The following is a 19,297-nucleotide window of genomic DNA, read 5'->3' on the forward strand; positions in this document are numbered from 1 at the left end:
TCATTCACCTGGGCGTGGCTTTTTAATCCCTGATACCGTGGCACGACCGACCGCAATATCCCCACCGCGTACTGTCAATGTGGCAACATACGTTGTGCCCAACTTTTCCAGCGCCACCAGCGACAGCTCCTGCAACCACTCTAGCTGAGCCCGCAGAGCATCACGGCTGATATCCAACCCGTAACGATCCAGCCCATCCTGCAGAATGGATTCATTCAGGTCATACCCTGGCACTTCCGACAACAACCGGAGAATCACCAGGCGCTGGTGCTCAACAATAATTTGTGAGATAGCCATTATTTTTGTTCCTGTCTTAATTCGTTTTCGTACAGCATCGCCAGACGGTTCTCGATGCTCTTCATCGAAGCGAGAATAGATTCATTCTGCGTGGTCACTTTCACCACGTTCTTATCCATCTGGTGCCACTCATCACGCGAAGGCAGACTGGCCTGCTCTTTCTCTATCGCAGCCACTCGCTCTGTCAGCTTGTTATGGTCATTCTTGGTCGCAAAGCGATTGGATAACCAGGCAAACACCCCGGCACCAACAAGGCCACCCGCCACTACCACAACGGGCCACCAGGTTTTAATCAGTTCACCGTCCATGTTTGCGTTTCTCTTCTTTAACTATCTTTTCTATTACGGTTTCGACTGCGGCCCTGTCTACAGCATCTGACATGGTTTATTCCTTGTGTAGCTACGCCTTAAATAGCCAGCCTTACGTGGCCGTTCCCTGGCCTTTTTCACGGTGACGAATACCCATATAGGCCGTTGCCAACGCGAACATGATCCCCGCGATAACCATGTCGGCCCCGTCACCTTTACTAAACGCCTGTAATCCTTCGGCCCCCAGCACATAGAGCGAGCCGGATATGGCACTGATATAGGCCAGGTTCGGGCGGCAGGCGGCAACCTTTTTACTCTGTGATTTATCGCCAGCCTGAATGGTTTGCTGCCCGGTCGCGAAGATGGTTTCTTGATGCTCCAGCTGGCGGGCTTCGCGTTCGGCTTCGATTTTTGCCAACTCGACCTGTACCTTACCCATGCGTTCCAGCTCTTCCGGCGATAGCTTATTCAGCTCGTTGGCCACGTGCTTTTGCTTCACTTCAAACGGGACGATGGACTTGTCAATCTGCTCAATTTTGTCCGCCATCCGCACTGCCGTTTCGCTGGCACTGTCGCCAAACATTCCACCAACGGTTTTGATCAACGTCGGCCCGGCAGAGAGCAAGGTTTTCGCCAGGCCGAAAATAGTGAATGGGTCCATTAGTTATGTACTCCTAATAATGAATATGTGCCTGCAACGGCTACGCGGTGATGATTTCCAGCTGCCATTCCTTGCCACCTAAAAAGGTCATTAGTCCATTGAATGCTTCTTCAGAGTTCGCCACAGCCCACTCACCACGGCTTACGCCAAAGTGTGTGCCTGGTGCGAGGCAGCCTTGCAGCTCTTTGGCTCGGTTGGCTTTGTGAAGTAAACAGTGGGTGCGCAGGCTTGGCCCATAACGGGTGACACCTAACGTCGGCGCTTCGAGCGCATAGCAGGTGCCAAACTTATTGCTCTGATGGGGGATGAACCGATAAGTACCTGACGGCACGCATGAAATGCTCGGTTTGTTGTTATCCCATTCACGCTCGACGATGCAGCACAGCTGTTCGCCGTCTTTGGTATGGAGTGTTGAAAAGGTGCCGTGAGGAAAATAACGGCGTTTGAGAAATAGCTTGTCCATGTGCATCCCCGCAATCTGATTTGAAAATCGTTTTGATTACGTTGATGTTATGGGGAATAGCTAGGTAGGTGTTGTCGAGTTCTTTCAGGAAAGACTGCTGAAATATAAAGCAGTTAGCGTGAACAATTATGGCAAATTCAAAGAAAAAACAGAGCCCTATCAGCAACAAAATCTCATAGTGAACGTTGAGGGTTTTTCGCGATACCTATCTAATTTTAGCCAGCCACTCTAGACACGATATCATCTGCACATAAAGAAGAAACATTCAATTTGCAAAGAGATCGCTCATGAAAGAACTGAAAAAGCTACTTAGTAAGATAATCAAGGAAGCTCTCGTGAAACTGTTGGCCGGCGGCATCATCACGCTACTGACCATGCTTAAAGATCGCCTTTAACTAAACACACCACATCAGTACCAAAACCCGCCAACCTGGCGGGTTATTTATTTGTAGTCCACAAATTAAAACAAACTTCTCTGCCTGCGTTTCACTTCAGCCTGGCGCTGCTCTCTGATTATCTCGGTAATTTGTCGTTCAGTCAGTTTATGGTAATTAGCCAGCTGTTCGATGTTACGGCCATTGTATTCACGCCAAATTTCGATATTACGCAGGGCGGATTTCAGTTTAGAACCGTTGGGGATGTAGATGTCGCGGCCACCGAAGTAATGGCCCAGGGCGATGGTGAGTTTGTCGGCCAGATGGGGCGCATCAATCTTGGCCCGTTTGAGTTCGCTATTTAGAACCTCACTCAATGATTGTAAGGTGGACGGCCAACGCTGGCGCACATTGTCATCAGCAATTTCAGAAACACTATTGATCAGTAGTTCCAGCTCTGACGTTTTAGTTTTGAAAATCTCCTGCTGCTGTTCCATTACTGCCCCCCGAGGATTAATTTCGATCTCCCTATTTAGCTATATGATTGATCTCCGGGTCAATACAAGGCTTCCGGGCGGGGGTAAAAAAACCGCCCGTAGGCGGTTAGCACTCATCCATATATTGTTCTGATTCTCCATCGCCCGTGAGTTACAGGGACGCCAATTAGCAGACTATTTTGAGTGACCGGTTCTATCTCACTTTTGGACAGAAGTGAGTCAGTCTGGAACTGACTGACTCGGACGACAGTCCCGTTCGAAAAATACTGGACTGTTGCAGAGGGTAAGTATCATTTACATGCCAAGGGCGGTATATAATATTTATCCCCCTGTTTGTTAATCTGAGTCTCTATAGCTGTCTGACAGACCATCGCTTAGATGGACATTATGCAACCGTCAATAACCATTTCAGCCAAGGTTTAAAACACCACCTCGAATGCTGTTTCGATGGCATGAATAACTGCCCTGACTCGTGCAGCTTGCTGCACATCCTGATGGGTGACCATCCATATTTCGTAGGTGGTGGGGAGTTGTCGCTCTGGCCAGATCCGCACCAATCCTGCTTGCTCTGCCAGCGGTACAGCCATCTCGCCAAGCCCCAGCCCCATCAAAAGCGCTTGGCGTAACATCAGGCTAGTATCTACCCCTGCAGCTATCTTAGCGCCATCAGCAGGCTCTTCCATTACAGTGGCGAAGCGGGAGCTCTGCCAATGGGGCTCGTAAACAACCAAGGAGTGGCCACTAAAGCCGCTACCCGCCTTCGGCAGACCATGTCGAGCCAGATAGTCCTGTGAAGCGTAGAGACCAACCGGCCAAGAGGCTAGCTTGCGGATGATCAAGTCGGGGTTGGTCGGCTTCACCGTGCGAATGGCTATATCGGCCTCACGAAGGGTCAGGTTAACCACCTGCGTGGAAGTCTTGAGAATCACCCTTATATCAGGATGATTGCGATGCAAATCCCCAAAGGCTGGTAGCAGGAAGTCCGTGGCTAGGGTATCGGTTGTTGCCACATTCACCTCTCCTACCAATCGGTTATCGACCCCTTGGGCGGCGCGAACGAAATCAGTCGCTGCTAGCTCCATCCGCTCGGCGCTGGCGAGCACCACCTCACCGATCTGGGTCAGAAGATAACCTTTCGAGGTACGTAGGAATAACGTGGCTGATAACGCGTGCTCCATAGCGGCGATACGTCTACCGATCGTGGCCTGATCAACACCCACTCTGCGGGCTGCGCCCCTCAGGGTGCCTTCGCGATAGAGGGCCAGAAAAATTTTGGCGTCGTCCCAATTCATCTTAGCTCCTGGTCAAGATGCATTTTTGCATGAGTTAGTTGTAATAATACTGCGTTTATTCATCTGCGGTTTCGATTATCTTCTAAACCTACTACAAACCAGCTACCGGAGTATCTGTGAGCCTTCAACCTGTGAGTCTGATTGTCATGTTGAACCTCGTCTTTGTTATGTCGACACAAGCGAGTGAACCCGTAACTCAAGAAAAAACAATAATAAGCAGTTTGCATATCAATAATAAACCAGATATTGAAGATTACGACACCTTGAATTATATAGGTTTAGATAAAGCTAGTAAGCAACTGATTGCATTTAAAGACAAAAGTAAGATTGTTTACAATAAATACATTTATAAAAAAAATGTCCATTATGGCCTTGGTTCTCGAGAAAGCTTTGACCATTTCCATAACCCAAGATTCAGTCACAAAGACACCCGTGGTGTGTTTATTTTTATTCATGGTGGTTATTGGCAAGGCGAGGTTAAGGACTCTTATGCTTTTATCGGAGAGCTGCTGCTAGAAAAGAATATTGATGTTATGTTAATTGAGTATGACCTCACAAAGGAGAATATGGTAGATGGGAAAACTATTCCACGAGTGAGCATGACAGCCTTAGTCAATCAGGTTGGCCGGGCTCTTGATACCATACAGACGTATATGAAAGATAACAATATGTCTGGAATGCCAGTTTACTTGTCTGGGCACTCTGCAGGTGGCCATCTTGCAGCCTTCTGGAAAGATCACCCAGTTGTCAACTCAGCCATATTGCCTATCAGTGGCCTATTTGATCTATCGCCTATTGCTGCGACAAAGAAGATTGGTGCCGCCTTACAACTGAGTGACAATGAAATTGTCAAGCTAAGCCCAATAAACAACATTCACCCAGCAAACAAGAGCTCACTACCGATGTATATTTACTATGGTGGTGATGAGCAACCAGAGCTCAAAGGGCAATCCCTCAACTACAGTGAGAAATTACAACGGCACGATTACAACATATCTGTGACAGAGGTGAGTGGTGTCAACCACTTTGAAATACTCGCCTCTCTTTTCACAAAACCAGATAGCGATATTTTAATGCGTATCACTAGTGAGTAGCTGAAAAATAACAATAATTTTATTCATCTTTCTACAGTGTTCAACAACTAAAATCACACAAGTCAATTCTTGCCAATCATCCAGTGACAAACGCACTTGGAATATGATGTCTAGAATTTTATGAAAACCGTATTTAAGAAGAAGTTTTATGCGAGCATCGATTTACTATCAATTTGGTGAGCCTTCTGAGGTACTAAATGAAGAAGAAACATCTCTTCCATCACCAGGTTTTAATCAGGTTAGAGTCAAAACAATTTTATCCCCTATTCATAATCACGACCTATGGACAGTCCGTGGAACATATGGCCACAAGCCCAATTTGCCAGCAATTGGTGGTAGCGAGGCCTTAGGGATCATCGATGCTGTAGGTGAAGGAGTCAAAGAGCTCACACTGGGCCAGCGTGTTGTGGGGTCACCCATTATGGGGGTATGGGCTGAATATTTCTTGGCCCCAGCAGAGATATTAACGGTTGTTCCCGATACAGTCAGTGATGAGGTTGGTGCGCAGCTTGGTTCTATGCCATTTAGTGCGCTGTTATTACTTGAATTTTTGAATGCGAAAGCAGGACAATGGATCATTCAAAATGCGGCAGGTGGAGCTATTGGTAAAACATTGTCGATCCTTGCAAGGGAGCAGGGTGTGAATACCATCAGTCTAGTTCGTGACAATAAAACAAAAAAAGCGTTGGCGGCGCAAGGTATCGAGTATGTCGTTTCGACTGCCAACCAAGGCTGGCAACAAAGAGTTCATGATCTGACAGGTGGAACTTCTATCAGTTATGCCATTGATTCCGTTGGAGGAGCCGCAACTGAAGCGCTGACTGCATTATTAGGTGAAAATGGCCTGCTTGTTTCCTTTGGGTCTATGTCAGGAGAGCCGATGCATATTCCCGCTGCAGACATTGCTTTCAAGCAGATTACGGTCAAAGGTTTTTGGCAGAAGAAGATTAATCAGTCCATGGCAGTGGAAAAAAGGAAGTCAATGATGGAGAAACTTATCTGCTTGGCAGAAACAGGAAAACTGAAGTTGCCAGTGGATTCGATTTACCCGATGAATGATGTAAAAAATGCGGTAACAGCAAGCTTACAATCATCGCGCAAGGGTAAAGTACTGCTTCGTCCATAATTAATGCTCATGAGTTAAGAGCGATCATTTTATATGGCCTTTGGAGTCAGACTACGATAAGAAATGCCTGACTCCACAAGCCCCCCTGTTGTAGTTACGCAGGCTGAGCTTGGGGCTCACCAGCTGTTTGTAACGGGACATTGCCGTTTCTGCCAGCGACCGCTAATGGTAGCTAGAGGTACGTTTTCACCATGATTTCAGCGCGGTGACCGCCGGATATCGTAAGCGCCATCGCCTGACTCCTGATGTAACCGACGCTGGAGCGGGTTGAGCAAGGTCGGCAAGACCTCGTTGTCAGCCACGTTCTCCAGTAGGGCGAACGCATGAATTTTGCAGTGCCCTTCCACATCAATGAGTTGCAAAAAAATTATTGCGTCGCGTTATTTTTTAATCACTGATTATGAATAAGTTTCTAACTTTTATGTATTTACGCTGCGTCCTCCATGCTCACTTGCCCCTCCCCTCCGAATACCTAGGCAGTTTTCTATACATCAAATTATATAAATTGGGTGAAGTAGAGATTTCCTCTGAGAATATCTTGTCCAATGTTATCTCTTACAACAGAACAGCATAATAATGCAGATGGAACTATCTGATTAGAAATGCTGATATAAAGAAAATGGGAGTTTTCTAGCATCGCTTCTCAGCTAACAATCATGAGAAAAAGTACTATGTTTTCAGTGGCAAGATCTGCTTTTGAGTAACTGCTTTAAACTGCAATGGGGCAGAACCGAGCCAGAAACGGATCTGCCAATGGTTCAGGTTCGAGTTGTTTGGTCTAAGACGGTATGTGACCAAAGCGTGTTTTATGTACGTGTAAGAAAGGTCTGGAACTGCCACGGACTGCAATAAAAAACCGCCTGAAGGCGGTTTATCATTAATTCACGTATTGCTGTGGTTCTTGCGCTTCTAAAACAATGGCTTATGATTCACTCATCGCTTCCCACCTAGCCGTTGACTGGCCATAAATTCATACCCTTCGACTACGGTTTGATATCCCGCAAGCCCTGTGCCATTACGATTGAGCGGTACTGTCCACCCCGCTTCTTTCATCCGATCGGCCAGTTCTCGCTTGTGCCAGTTTTTGAGCGATTCCAGCACCATGTAGGCTTGGTTGGCATCACACCAGCCTACATGCTCAACGCCTTCGCCTTTATTACGGTTAGTGATACGGCGAACGTAAGCATCAAGGGACGATTCGCTGCGATCACGCACGATGTCGTGCTGAGCCATGGTGATCCAGATGGCGCGGATTTTGTCTATTTCAGCGTGTTTGGCTTTGCCTGCTTTGGGACTTAAACGGCGTTTAAACGGTGTTTTACCGACCTTCCCCTGACGTTTGAATCCTTGTATCTCCATCACGGCCAGCACCAGCTCAAGCTGTTTAATGTTCATTTTTCTGCAGCTGGAATGCTCACCATTGGCAAACAGCAGAGCACGATAAGTGTCATCATCAAGTGCCAGTTCGCGCTTGCCGACATGGATGAGCTGAATTAGGCGGTTGCGGTTATCCATTGGCGGCCTCCTTCTCCGTAAGAATGCGGTTTGCCTTCGCTCGTGGCTCAGTCCGCCACCCTTTGCAATGTTTATCAGCCCATTGTTCGGCTGCATACCTGTCCATATTGCTGACCGACATAAGTTCTTCAATTAATTCGTTATCCATTGGCGGCCTCCAAGCAGCTGGCTTTAACCAACGTCAAACCATCAAGTTTCTTAAACTGACGAACCAGTACGGAGGCTTTAGTAAATTCTGGGTCTAAGTACTCATGTTTTTTATGTAATTCCGGATAGTACTTTTTCGCATTGCGTTTCCCGTGCAACTTCTCTATTCGCTGAATTTTTGATGGTGAATAACAAGCCTGACTCCGTTTACGCCAGACTTTTTCAACAACAGCCGGACGAATTCCAAACTTATTTACATACCAGCCACCTTTTATCTCCCCATCAATATAAACAAACAACGAAGTCACACCTTCACGAACAAGCCTCCGCCCAACACTAATTTCATGCCCATCAAGGTTAAAATGAACACTAGCAATTAACAGCGAAAGCTCTTTTTCAATGGCTACCCATTGTTCTTTTGTGATTTTCTCATCCATATTCAATCCCAAATTCAGAGTGTACGAAGCCCCACGCGGGGGCGTGTACTTTTTAAAATTTCATTTATTTCTCAATTTAGCTGCTCATCAGTACCCAGCAGCTACGCTGGATAGACATCACCCTTTTTACTGCTCAAACAAGGGCGATGTTTCGCTTCTTTACTCGCTCGGCGGCGGTATTTTCCCCACTACCCATAACAGGGCATCGCTCACCCCTTGGGCATAGCTTTTACCCGCAACTTCTGCGTTAATGTCTTCAAGCTGCTGCGCCTTATCCAGCTCGTTGAGCACAGCCAAGCGGGTATGAGGGGCGACGAACGGCATATTCAAATGACTCATTTTCTTCATTGCGCCCCCTACAATGCCGCCAGGTCTAACGGGATATTAACCAGCTTGCCTTCACTGGTGCGCTCGCGGAAGTTCAGGTATGTTTTTGACCCCGTTACCATAATGGCGTCGGCTATGGCTTCCATGGCATTCATCCAACGCTGGTCGATGATTTTGTCTTTGTGCTTGCGCAGGGAAAGAATACGGCCGGTGTTCAGGTTGCCCTCGCGGTCTACTTCAAAGGCGTCGTTGACCAGTACCTTCAGATAATCGTTGGCGTCTGAGCTCCAGTCTTGCACGCACTCATCTATCAGCTCTTTGGCTATCTGAAGTTCGGGGCCGAAGGTGATCCGATCTTGCACGGTGATTTTGATTTGCAGCGAGCCGTCATAGGCGGTGAACGAGAACCCACCTTTCGCACCACCTTTCTTTTTCTTGCTCTCGTACTTCTCGGCCAGCAGCTCTTGAAAGGCGTAGCAGTCATCGAAGACGTCACGCTTGAACCGCCTCAGTTCTGACTGGATCTCTCGCGCTTTCGCCGTGTGCTTAATCACGAAATCGTTAATTTCCATGTCATAGTCATCAACCATTGTGATGGGCACCATGCGCTGCTTGCTGTCAAACATGTAGCCTTCTGGCGCTGCCGACGCTGGTTGTACTTCTTGGGTATTCATTCAGTCATTCCTTTTTAAACAGGGTTATTGCTTTGTCGGGAGCCGATGGCCTGGCTCCTTAATAAACGGTGGTATGCCATGGCGCAGGCATCATCTTTTGCATACATCGCGGTTCTGGTGTTGACTCTGGTGCGGGGCTTATTGCTTGCCAACCAGCTTGAGTTACGGCAAAAGTGGCAGACACCACTTGTTACTGTCCAACAAGGACGAAAGCTGCCACAACAACCACACTCTTCAAGAAAGCCTTCTTCGGTAATAAAGTGATAGACTCGGCTGGTTTCATCTCCGCCTTTTACGAATCCATGTTTTGTCAGGTTTTTTAGCTGGTGAAGAATGGCGCGGGATGTCACTTCATCAATCAGTATTGAAAGCTCTGGCCGCGTTAATGGCCGTACTCTCAACTTCTCAACAATTCTTTCTGCTAACGTCATAGCTATGCCCTCCAGGTGACCAGGCAACCACACAATGACGCCACCCGCATTTGCCGGGTTTGCCCCTGCGCCCGGCAGGTAATATCAAACCCCTGGCACATGCCGTCTGGCCGTTCGATTTCAATCACCGGGCGGATGATACCGACGCGGGTTGAACGTACTTCCATGCCACACTTTTGAAGCTGTCGAACCGCCGCATTGATGCGATGTGAGTTGGCAAGTAATCCGTTTGCTCGTTTCATTTTTCGCTCGTTGAATATTTTTTGCTCCACAGCAGCTGGTTGTAGCGTGCGGAAAGCTTGGTCAGTTCTTTTTCTAGTAGTTGGTTGAGTTCAAGAGTATTTCCCTTAGCTGTTCGCTTTAAGTACGCCAGTTGATTATCGAGGTGGTACACCTCTTCCTCTGTTGCGGCTTTGATATCAATCCGCTGTGCTTTTGCTGTTGTTTCCAGCGAGGAATGAGGACATCCAGAGCGACATGCTCGATACATTCGCACCCGCTCTCTATTTGCAGATGAAAAGGGCATCTCCTGATACATCAAGCATTCATTGATAGGCAGTTCGCCTTTTATTGGGCACGTTACGGTTGCCTTCATGTATTTGCCTTTAACCTTGATCTTCAATATCTCGGTGTTGCCGGGATAAATCCCCCTGACAACCTGGCTCAACATAGAGGAACTAACCCCCAATTCCTTTGCTATCTTATTTTGTGAGCTTCCCGGCTTGGCAACCTCTCCTTTTAACGTTTCAAGCCAATCTTCATTGCTCATAAATTCTCCTCGTAAGGGAAGAACCGCTCCCTGTTTTGACAGCGAATACCGTCATCAGTGATCAATGGATGCTTATTACCTAAATCAATATTCAGTCGATACATAACGCCATCAGGTGTTTTTATCTCTCGAATTAAACGAGCGCGTTTCATTGCTCGTAAATACCGGTTCGTTACCTGCTCGCCCGCAACAGCGATTGAACGAAGATCGTGATGGTTAAAACGCTTCAGCACCCGACTGGCATTCCATAGTCGCTGCATGACTATGGGACGTTTTGAGGTTTTTCTCTTATCTGGCAGTGGATTAGTATCAATTAACTGATACTGGCTTGTTAAAACTGAGGTACGCTTTTCTACCAACAGAATTCTATTCTCAGAGACAAGTTCTTTGATGAACTGACGCACCTGTGAGTTGTTCATTTCTACAGCATCCATTATTTGTTTTGGTGAAAACATGGACTTGCCGAATTGACACATAAACTTCCATGCCATACGACGCTTCGACATAAAACCCCCTGCTAATCACGTAAACCATGAAATGGTTGATTGCCCCAATCTTGCCGGGTGACCAACTCAATATCATTGGCCTTTGCGAGCGTTTCAATCTTAGTTAGGCCGATGATAATTCTGCGCATTTCACCTGAGGTGCTTTTCCTTAAGTGTTCCAAAAGCTCTTCTTCTACGAGGATGTTGTCTTCAAGCAATGAGTTTGCCATTGTAGTTATGTCGTCTAAATCAGCTCGCTTAAACTCAACCCACTCACTAATACGATTAAAAAATTGTTTACGCTTGCTGATACGGCGAGCAATCTGATCCATGCCAATGAGAATTATTGGCGTTTCTGCTCCGTCATAAATGTCACGGATGGTATCGAGCATACGGACATCATTCATTAAGTAGTCAGCCTCATCGATGAATAACGGGCGTTCATTCATACTGATTTGCTCTATGATGAAATCGATATTTTTACTGATTCGATAGGCTGGGGTTGAACCTAGCTCTTCAACAACTCGCATCATTAAACTGCTTGTTGAATCATGTGCGCGAGCACTGACGTAGATTCCGTCAACCTGGCTATAGATGTATGCATTAGCTGTCGTTTTTCCCAAACCCGATTCGCCATGCATGAGGCAAATTCCTGGAATGCCGTACGGACGCCTGACAACGGTTTCAAACGCAACTTGCGCTGCAATAAGGTTCTTAACTGGTGCAACAATTGGTTTCATTGCTATACTCCTTTCGAGCATTAATAGTTTATTTAACGATGAATTTAATTAGTGTTTATGGCGCGTTATGCTTGCCGGCTGCGCGCCATTATTTCCTCGACAGCTTTACAGCCAAAGGGATTGTCCAACTTATACTTATCTAAAAATTTGCTCTCCTTTTCTGTCAGTTCTCTGCTTAATGACTGCTCAGCCAAATGTTTAGCCTTGTCATGTAAATTGCGGATCATTAATCCTTTCTGCTCTTGAACGCTTTGTTCACGGCGCTCAATGGTTTGTTTGGCTTGCTCTAAGCGGGAGATCTCATCATCACTTCGATAATTCGGATCAGGCTTTCCGTTTGTCGCTTTTGTTAATCCAGAAAGAGCTTCATTGCTATGTGATTCAACACCTTCAAATGCTGTTAAATTACCGTTTAGCGTTTTCTTCTGTGCTAGTTCCTGGGCATAAATAGTATCGATACCAAATTCATTCTGAAGACGCTTAGCTTCTCTTCTAAATGAAGCCAAAGCCTTTGTCTGTTCCTTACGCTTGGCCCGATAGGTTGCGGGGTCAATTTCACGGCCAATCAAGTCCATATTTACGGCTTCAACATAAGTCTCCCAGCCGTCTTCTGGATAAAGCGTTGCTCGGCCAATATCCGTTGGGTCAATAAACACTTTAACTTTTTTACGTTGCCACTCGACTTCCTGCAGCTCAGGGGCGGTATATTGAACACCTCCTGCTTTTACGTTTCCGCGAACAACGGTAGCCATACCGATATAGTTAAGTAACAAGTCAAGAACATGCGTTTCTTCAATTACTTGCTTCCTGTAACCGCTTTCGGCGTAAAGTTCGAAAGGTGATTTGTTCAATTTGTCATGTTGTTCGTGGTGATAATCGTATTGAAGATAGTCATCCAGTACTTGTTGTAATTCCTGCGGTGTTAACGCCAATGCAATACGCTCTTGCTCGACTTGCTTTTTACCTTGGCCTATTCGCTTGGCAAAGGTATGCATTGCTTCTATCTGCTGGCGATCTGTCACTGAGTGCCCAATGTAGCCAGGCATTTTTTCCATTAGTACGCGGCTCATGGTGCCAAAGAAACGTTCTATGAATGGCTTCTCCCAACCAGAAAAGGCCGCAGCTTTTGATAAGCCTAATTCGAGTAATCCAAAAATAGTGGTCGTTCTTTCACTTACATAATCAGAACCATTATCAGTTCGCATGAACGCATCTTTTTCAGGAACTCCCCAGTCAATCAGACATTTACGTAACAATAAGCAAATGGCTTCACTATTGGATGTAGGTGAAACTATTAAACGAACGCGGTGGCTATAAACATCAATAGCAGCAACGATACAGTGGCGCTTCAGCTTTCCATCAACATTCAGCTCGACATCTGTTGGTGTTGAGTCAAATTCCCAAACTTGATTTGGTCCTGTTATCCATGGATACATACGTCCATATAGTGGCCTGTATTTATCGGTATATTTCGTAGGGTTCGTGGTATATGCCAAAGCAACTTCATTTGTTTTTTGATAAGCCAGTATCCATCGACGAAAACTGCTGATAGCAGGCAATTCCCAGCCAAACTCTTCAGATTTAACCGCTGCCAATTTCCGTAATGTTTTAGGCTTATTCATCAGGTACGGTTTGCTGGTAATCAAAGCTATTAGGAATTGCTTCAATGTAGGTATCTGATCAATCTTGCTAATAACACTTTGCTTATAATTATCAGCCAAGCCAAATATGCCTTGCTTGTTGTAACTTCGTTGCCATCGGTAAAGTGATGTTTTCGTAATTTTATCAATAACCTGCCTCACCGGTGAGTCAGGTAAAATTTCCAATCGGTTATAGGATTCAACAAATATCTGAAGCCCTTGAACCTTTGCTTCCGCAGCTACATAAGGAGCCAAGAAGTTATCCAAAACTATCAATATCGTCTGACGCGCTTTGGCTTTCTCCTGTTTACTTTCAGGCAAGCACATGAATCGCTTCATTCCGTCAGATTTAGTTACGATCGATTCAAACCGCTCTGCATCCTCGTTACGTTCTGTTGTTACAATGCTATGTTGAGCCGATAGCTCTACTTTATCTCCCTGTGTAAGAGCCTGATTTTGTTCTTTAATATTCAATCTTACCTGTACTGCAATAGGTAAGCTCGATATGTGATATTCAAATCCTTTGCCTTTTAGTGCTTTTCTTGTCTTCCACTCTTCTTTTTGTGCGCGTCTCCTTATCGAATATGCTGCTGATGGGAGCCCTTCTACTCCGCAGAGTTCTGATACAGCGAACCATTGTCTAATCATCTTTAACCTCCAAAAGATCAACGCCTAATTTCTTTGATAGATCTTCCATGATTGACATTGATAGACGCCTTTTGGGCAACCTCTTATTTTCCGGTGCAAAAGTGCTGATACAATGAAGAACTGTTCTCGGGTTGTAGCCATTTGCAATAGCCCAACTCCTTACAGTCCAGCCTTTTGAACGCAAAGCACCTTGTAACTGGTAAGCATTTTCTATTTTCATTAGGCCACTCCGTGCTAAAATCTGTCGCAATTGGTAACTTTCCCTTTGCGACAATATGACGATAGTGCAAACAATATTACGAAACAAGATTAATATCGTTATATTTGACGGTATATCGGAAAATATAACGATGCGCCGCACTTTTATTGCAATAGAAAAACTCTTTACATGTGTTTTTCTCTAAACAATTACGGCTCCAAAACCAGACATCATTGCGATTAAAAACAGGACGTTACATGGAAAAGCACAAGCCAAATAAAAAAAGCACTCAATGTGTTTTTTCTGACGATAGAATCGCACAATTTTCCACGAGACTTAAAGAACTGATTGGAGCTGAATCAATCAGAGCCTTTGGGGAAAAAATAGGGGTAACGGACAGCGGTTTAAGGAAATACCTTCCACCTTATAACTCCAAACCTACGTTTGATAAATTGGTGGCTATTTCGCGCTATAAAGGGGTAAATATTGAATGGTTAGCTACGGGGGAAGGACCTAAGTTTTCAGTCTCTCATCATGAGTCCAAAAACGAGCAATTAAACTGTATAAATTCACCAAGCATCACTCTTGAGGAGTTTAATGAGGAATTTATTCTCGTACCTGGTTATCATGTGCAGGTATCAGCGGGGAACGGGTGTACTGCGTTTGATCAAGCACCAAAACGTCATTTGGCATTTAGACGTAAGTATTTCAAATATAGACGATTAAACCCCGATAACCTTGTTGTAGTCTTTGCCAAAGGCGATTCAATGGGCGACACCATAAAAGACAATGATTCATTGGTAGTTGATCTAAGCGACACGCAAGCAATCGATGGACAAATATTTGTAATCCGTCTAGGTGATGAGCTCTACGCTAAACGCATACAAAAAAGCTACAATGGCTCAATCATATTAATCAGTGACAACAAAGAGTACTCACCTATCGAGGTGCCAAAGGAAGAGCTAGATCAGTTGTGTATTATTGGAAGGGTTGTTCAAAGGTCAACAGATATGTGATTTTTGAGGATGGCTCTCAGTGCGGTTTGTCATTCCAACCGACTTTCCGCTAGGCCGGCTAACATAATTTCCATTTAAAGCGATTCCATATAAACACATTTAATCAGACTTTAAACATGTCATGAATCCAGTAAAGACAAGGGTTCACCCACCAAATACCGTAAGTTCTCACCTAATCCCACATATCTCCTGGTTTCTCATACCTAGTGACTGGTTACACATTCAGGTAATTAATAGATTTGGCATTCACCCTCAACCTAACATCAAACAAAAAAAGCCCCATCGAAAGATGAGGCTTTAAATGTGGCTCCCCTTGCTGGACTTGAACCAGCGACATACGGATTAACAGTCCGCCGTTCTACCAACTGAACTAAAGGGGAATTATCCAAGTGCTTTACCGCAGATAATTAAAATACTTGCGATAAGGCTAAATTTGGCTCCCCTTGCTGGACTTGAACCAGCGACATACGGATTAACAGTCCGCCGTTCTACCAACTGAACTAAAGGGGAATCACTTTGTTTTGCGAGGCAAATATTATCTAGCCTCCTAAAAGGTGTCAACCATAAATATTTTAAAAAATAACCGACCGGTGACACTTTCAACAGTTTGTTGCTTGCTTAATCATCCATACCACTTAACAACTCTTTTCTCTGTCATGGCCATGCGATGAGTGACTTCATGCTCATAGCTTTCAAAGGGGCCGACGGAGTATTAATATGTGAATTAGAGCCTTATCCCCTTCATTACCTGCCTGAACCGTTGATGAAAAGTTAATCAATTACGAAAAACCCTGCTTTAGGGGAGTTGTTATAGCCTGGACAAAGGAAGATAATATGCAGATCCCTTTCAATCATAATTAAGATGGTATGACTGAATACCTGCTACTACTCGTAGGTACAGTGTTGGTTAACAACTTTGTACTGGTAAAATTTTTAGGCTTGTGCCCTTTCATGGGGGTATCAAAGAAACTGGAAACTGCAATTGGTATGGGGTTAGCAACTACATTTGTGCTGACTCTTGCTTCTGTGTGCGCTTACCTGGTTGAAGCCTATATTCTGGTACCTTTAGGTATTCAATACTTACGCACCCTAAGCTTCATTCTGGTGATCGCTGTCGTAGTACAGTTCACTGAAATGGTGGTACACAAAACGAGCCCTACTCTCTACCGTTTACTCGGGATTTTCCTCCCCCTTATCACCACCAACTGTGCGGTGTTAGGTGTTGCCCTGTTAAACATTAACGAGCGTCATAACTTCATTGAGTCGGTTATTTATGGTTTCGGTGCCGCTGTCGGCTTCTCTCTGGTGCTCGTTCTATTTGCCTCTATGCGTGAGCGAATCGCGGCTGCCGATGTGCCTGAACCTTTTAAAGGTGCCTCAATCGCCATGATTACCGCAGGGCTGATGTCTCTTGCCTTTATGGGCTTTACTGGATTGGTGAAACTGTAAGATGAGCGGAATTTTAATTGCAGTGATTGCAATCGCCATTTTAGCCGCAATTTTTGGCCTTATTCTCGGCTTTGCTTCTATTCGCTTCAAAGTCGAAGCGGATCCTATTGTTGAACAAATCAATGCAATCCTGCCTCAAACCCAGTGTGGCCAGTGTGGTTACCCGGGTTGTCGCCCCTATGCAGAAGCCATTGCAAATGGTGATGAAATCAATAAGTGTCCTCCGGGAGGTCAGGCCGCAATCGAAAAACTGGCCGACCTAATGGGGGTTGAAGTTCAGGATTCAGCACATGACGAAAATAAAGGGCTGAAAAAAGTCGCGTTTATTCACGAAGATATGTGTATTGGCTGTACTAAATGCATTCAAGCATGTCCTGTTGACGCCATCGTTGGTGGCACAAAAGCACTACATACCGTCATTAAAGAGGAATGCACCGGCTGTGACCTTTGTGTCTCGCCTTGCCCTACAGACTGTATTGAAATGGTGCCGGTTGCAACCACACCGGAAAGCTGGAAGTGGGATCTTAATCAGATCCCTGTTGTTAACATTCCTGCAGAAGCTAGCGCCAACAAGGTAGAGTAACCATGCTGTCAATCATAGAGCAATTAAAACAAGGCCAGTTATGGGACTTCCCGGGGGGGATCCACCCGCCGGAGCAAAAAAAGCTGTCAAATCAATCTGAAATATCAGAAGCCATTATTCCTGATGAGTTAGTTCTTCCCCTCAAACAGCATATAGGTGCTGTGGGTGATATTTTAGTTTCCGCTGGCGACAAAGTTGTGAAAGGCCAGCCGCTGACACACGCTGATGTAGCATTGAGTGTACCAATCCATGCTCCGACGTCAGGTACGGTCAAAGCCGTGGAAGCACGTACCATTGCCCACCCTTCCGGCCTGGCTGATTTGTGTATCATCATAGAGCCAGACGGTGAAGATCGCTGGGGTGAACGAAAAACTATCAGCAACTATAACGATATAGAAGCGGCTGATCTGATTGAGCATATTCGCCTGAGTGGCATTGCCGGTATGGGCGGCGCGGGCTTCCCTGCCGGGCGAAAACTACAAAGTGGTTTAGGTAAAACAGATCTGCTTATTATTAATGCCGCCGAATGTGAACCTTACATCACCGCTGATGACCGCCTGATGCAGGATTATGCCGCCGAGGTAATCGAAGGCATTCGTATTATTCGCTACATTTTGAAGCCGGCACTGACGGTGATCGGTATTGAGGATAACAAGCCCGAAGCGATCAACGCCCTGAAGCGCTCTGTCTCTGAAGACGATGGTATCTTGATCCGCGTGATCCCAACCAAGTACCCGTCCGGAGGTGAAAAGCAGCTGATCAAAGTGCTGACAGGAAAAGAAGTTCCGGCGAAATGCATTCCAGCCGATATTGGCATCTTGATGCAGAACGTCGGTACCGTTCACGCGATTAAACGCGCGGTTATTAATGGCGAACCACTGATCCAGCGCGTGGTCACATTAACAGGCAACACCTTTAAGCAACCGGGTAATGCCTGGGTGCTACTAGGAACACCCGTTAGCTTTCTGCTGGAGCAATTCGGTTATAAAGCCGATAAGAAACTGCCACGCGTAATCATGGGTGGCCCGATGATGGGCTTTACACTACCACACTGCGATGTGCCAATAACCAAAACGGCAAACTGCATTCTTGCACCGACCCGTAAAGAAATTTCACCGCCCAATCACGAGCTGGCATGTATTCGTTGCACCGCATGTGCTGAAGCGTGCCCGGTTTCATTGCTGCCGCAACAATTGCAGTGGTATGCCAAAGCTCAAGATTTTGATAAGTGTGAAGAATATAACTTATTTGACTGTATTGAATGCGGTGCATGTGCCTATGTCTGCCCAAGTGAAATCCCATTGGTACAGTACTATCGCCAGGCAAAATCCGAGATCCGAACCCGAAAACAAGATGAAGCGAATGCCGAGCGAGCAAGGCTGCGCTATGAAGCCAAAACTGCCCGTATGGAGCGAGATAAGGCTGAACGCGAAAATCGCTTTAAGAAAGCAGCAGAAGAACGTCGTAAAGATATGGCAAGCGCCGGTGGCGATGACGCCGTTGCCGCAGCCATTGCACGGGTAAAAGCCAAGCAGGCAGCATCATCGGCCAGCGCAGAGAAGAAACCAGCCGTTGCTGCGGCAATTGCCCGGGCGAAAGCCAAACAGGCATCTGCGGCACAAGTTAAGTCGGAAACATCTGATCACGTTTTACCTGATGCTTCTTTACCCGATAATAAGGAAATGGCAAAGCTTCGTGAGGAGCGTAAGCGCCTGGCTCGCGAACGAAAAGCAGCAAAAGAAGCGTCTTCCGCCCAAGATCAGTCTTCGACAAAAGAGGATGGTGCGGCAAGTACCGGTGATGCGAAAAAAGATGCCGTTGCGGCTGCCGTCGCCCGCGCCAAAGCGCGCAAGGCGGCTCAACAGGCAGAACAGACCCAGGCTGCAACAGCTGATGTAACCGACACGACTGACGCCGACCCCAAAAAAGCTGCTGTCGCGGCTGCCGTCGCCCGCGCCAAAGCGCGTAAGGCAGCTCAACAGACAGAACAGACCCAGTCTGCAACAGCGGATGTAACCGATACGACTGACGCCGACCCCAAAAAAGCTGCTGTCGCGGCTGCCGTCGCCCGCGCCAAAGCGCGTAAGGCAGCTCAACAGACAGAACAGACCCAGTCTGCAACAGC

24 protein-coding genes, 2 tRNA genes, 1 other RNA gene and 1 pseudogene are annotated in these 19,297 nt (G+C 46.2%); 6 read left to right on the plus strand and 22 right to left on the minus strand.

Annotation, left to right across the window (positions count from 1 at the left end):
- From AC2204_RS02590 to AC2204_RS02615, 6 genes are all read right to left on the minus strand, one after another.
- Positions 1–297 (minus strand): VpaChn25_0724 family phage protein, encoded by a 297-nt coding sequence (locus AC2204_RS02590; RefSeq protein ID WP_318923878.1) that lies wholly within the window; start codon positions 295–297, stop codon positions 1–3.
- On the minus strand, positions 297–605 hold the full coding sequence (locus AC2204_RS02595) for a DUF2730 family protein (protein ID WP_318923879.1): 309 nt from the start codon (positions 603–605) through the stop codon (positions 297–299). Before AC2204_RS02595 ends, AC2204_RS02590 begins: the two co-directional genes overlap by 1 nt.
- Positions 606–717: 112 nt before the next feature.
- Entirely contained in the window at positions 718–1,266 is a 549-nt protein-coding gene (locus tag AC2204_RS02600) for a hypothetical protein (RefSeq protein WP_318923880.1), read from the minus strand.
- 40 nt (positions 1,267–1,306) lie between these two features.
- Positions 1,307–1,729, minus strand: a complete 423-nt coding sequence (locus tag AC2204_RS02605; protein ID WP_318923881.1) for a DUF5675 family protein — start codon at positions 1,727–1,729, stop codon at positions 1,307–1,309.
- Positions 1,730–2,189: 460 nt separating this feature from the next.
- A complete protein-coding gene (locus AC2204_RS02610) occupies positions 2,190–2,600 on the minus strand; it encodes a Mor transcription activator family protein (protein ID WP_318923882.1) in 411 nt (136 codons plus the stop codon).
- A gap of 419 nt (positions 2,601–3,019) precedes the next feature.
- Positions 3,020–3,892 (minus strand): LysR family transcriptional regulator, encoded by an 873-nt coding sequence (locus tag AC2204_RS02615; protein ID WP_318923884.1) that lies wholly within the window; start codon positions 3,890–3,892, stop codon positions 3,020–3,022.
- 116 nt (positions 3,893–4,008) lie between these two features.
- Between AC2204_RS02615 and AC2204_RS02620 the strand changes: the two genes are divergently transcribed.
- Together AC2204_RS02620 and AC2204_RS02625 are read left to right on the plus strand one after the other, a co-directional pair.
- Positions 4,009–4,986 (plus strand): alpha/beta hydrolase, encoded by a 978-nt coding sequence (locus tag AC2204_RS02620; RefSeq protein ID WP_318923886.1) that lies wholly within the window; start codon positions 4,009–4,011, stop codon positions 4,984–4,986.
- A gap of 148 nt (positions 4,987–5,134) precedes the next feature.
- Positions 5,135–6,112: a zinc-binding dehydrogenase gene (locus AC2204_RS02625; protein WP_318923887.1), complete on the plus strand. Its 978-nt coding sequence runs from the start codon at positions 5,135–5,137 to the stop codon at positions 6,110–6,112.
- A gap of 87 nt (positions 6,113–6,199) precedes the next feature.
- On the opposite strand, the pseudogene AC2204_RS02630 reads toward AC2204_RS02625, so the two are convergent.
- From AC2204_RS02630 to AC2204_RS02695, 14 genes and pseudogenes are all read right to left on the minus strand, one after another.
- Positions 6,200–6,465: pseudogene (locus tag AC2204_RS02630) on the minus strand (IS5/IS1182 family transposase); the annotation flags it as partial.
- Between the two features lie 580 nt (positions 6,466–7,045).
- Entirely contained in the window at positions 7,046–7,627 is a 582-nt protein-coding gene (locus tag AC2204_RS02635; protein ID WP_318923889.1) for a gp16 family protein, read from the minus strand.
- Complete coding sequence (locus AC2204_RS02640; RefSeq protein WP_318923890.1) at positions 7,620–7,775, minus strand: hypothetical protein; 156 nt, start codon at positions 7,773–7,775, stop codon at positions 7,620–7,622. The genes AC2204_RS02635 and AC2204_RS02640 overlap by 8 nt, the downstream gene beginning before the upstream one ends.
- Complete coding sequence (locus tag AC2204_RS02645) at positions 7,768–8,211, minus strand: hypothetical protein (RefSeq protein ID WP_318923892.1); 444 nt, start codon at positions 8,209–8,211, stop codon at positions 7,768–7,770. Before AC2204_RS02645 ends, AC2204_RS02640 begins: the two co-directional genes overlap by 8 nt.
- Before the next feature lie 74 nt (positions 8,212–8,285).
- An RNA gene (locus AC2204_RS02650) (hammerhead ribozyme type II) lies at positions 8,286–8,368 on the minus strand.
- 2 nt (positions 8,369–8,370) lie between these two features.
- Positions 8,371–8,559, minus strand: coding sequence for a hypothetical protein (locus AC2204_RS02655; protein WP_318923893.1), 189 nt, complete (start codon positions 8,557–8,559; stop codon positions 8,371–8,373).
- An 8-nt stretch (positions 8,560–8,567) separates the two neighbouring features.
- Positions 8,568–9,212 carry a DUF3164 family protein gene (locus AC2204_RS02660; RefSeq protein WP_318923895.1) on the minus strand — a complete coding sequence of 215 codons (645 nt, stop codon included), beginning with the start codon at positions 9,210–9,212 and terminating at the stop codon, positions 8,568–8,570.
- A gap of 14 nt (positions 9,213–9,226) precedes the next feature.
- Positions 9,227–9,643, minus strand: a complete 417-nt coding sequence (locus AC2204_RS02665) for a hypothetical protein (RefSeq protein WP_318923896.1) — start codon at positions 9,641–9,643, stop codon at positions 9,227–9,229.
- 2 nt (positions 9,644–9,645) lie between these two features.
- Positions 9,646–9,885 carry a hypothetical protein gene (locus AC2204_RS02670; RefSeq protein WP_318923897.1) on the minus strand — a complete coding sequence of 80 codons (240 nt, stop codon included), beginning with the start codon at positions 9,883–9,885 and terminating at the stop codon, positions 9,646–9,648.
- Entirely contained in the window at positions 9,882–10,412 is a 531-nt protein-coding gene (locus AC2204_RS02675; RefSeq protein ID WP_318923899.1) for a hypothetical protein, read from the minus strand. Before AC2204_RS02675 ends, AC2204_RS02670 begins: the two co-directional genes overlap by 4 nt.
- Positions 10,409–10,918: a hypothetical protein gene (locus AC2204_RS02680; RefSeq protein ID WP_318923901.1), complete on the minus strand. Its 510-nt coding sequence runs from the start codon at positions 10,916–10,918 to the stop codon at positions 10,409–10,411. Before AC2204_RS02680 ends, AC2204_RS02675 begins: the two co-directional genes overlap by 4 nt.
- A gap of 11 nt (positions 10,919–10,929) precedes the next feature.
- Positions 10,930–11,637, minus strand: coding sequence for an ATP-binding protein (locus AC2204_RS02685; RefSeq protein WP_318923903.1), 708 nt, complete (start codon positions 11,635–11,637; stop codon positions 10,930–10,932).
- Between the two features lie 65 nt (positions 11,638–11,702).
- The gene (locus AC2204_RS02690; protein WP_318923904.1) at positions 11,703–13,925 is read right to left on the minus strand and encodes a DNA-binding protein; all 2,223 of its coding nucleotides are present in this window, start codon (positions 13,923–13,925) and stop codon (positions 11,703–11,705) included.
- Complete coding sequence (locus AC2204_RS02695; protein ID WP_318923907.1) at positions 13,918–14,145, minus strand: helix-turn-helix domain-containing protein; 228 nt, start codon at positions 14,143–14,145, stop codon at positions 13,918–13,920. Before AC2204_RS02695 ends, AC2204_RS02690 begins: the two co-directional genes overlap by 8 nt.
- A gap of 236 nt (positions 14,146–14,381) precedes the next feature.
- On the opposite strand from AC2204_RS02695, the gene AC2204_RS02700 reads away from it, so the two are divergent.
- A complete protein-coding gene (locus AC2204_RS02700; protein ID WP_318923909.1) occupies positions 14,382–15,140 on the plus strand; it encodes a S24 family peptidase in 759 nt (252 codons plus the stop codon).
- A 304-nt stretch (positions 15,141–15,444) separates the two neighbouring features.
- On the opposite strand, the gene AC2204_RS02705 is transcribed toward AC2204_RS02700, so the two are convergent.
- Positions 15,445–15,520: transfer RNA gene (locus AC2204_RS02705), tRNA-Asn, on the minus strand.
- Between the two features lie 54 nt (positions 15,521–15,574).
- A tRNA-Asn gene (locus AC2204_RS02710) sits at positions 15,575–15,650 on the minus strand.
- Positions 15,651–16,007: 357 nt separating this feature from the next.
- Here AC2204_RS02710 and rsxA point away from each other — a divergent pair.
- The 3 genes from rsxA to rsxC all read left to right on the plus strand — a co-directional run.
- A complete protein-coding gene (gene rsxA / locus AC2204_RS02715; RefSeq protein WP_265696087.1) occupies positions 16,008–16,589 on the plus strand; it encodes an electron transport complex subunit RsxA in 582 nt (193 codons plus the stop codon).
- 1 nt (position 16,590) lies between these two features.
- Positions 16,591–17,172, plus strand: coding sequence for an electron transport complex subunit RsxB (gene rsxB / locus AC2204_RS02720; RefSeq protein WP_318923912.1), 582 nt, complete (start codon positions 16,591–16,593; stop codon positions 17,170–17,172).
- Positions 17,173–17,174: 2 nt separating this feature from the next.
- Positions 17,175–19,297, plus strand: a 2,123-nt coding sequence (gene rsxC / locus AC2204_RS02725; RefSeq protein ID WP_318923913.1) for an electron transport complex subunit RsxC, incomplete at its 3' end; no start/stop codon positions are given.

The sequence above is a fragment of the Photobacterium sp. genome (genome assembly GCF_057456235.1).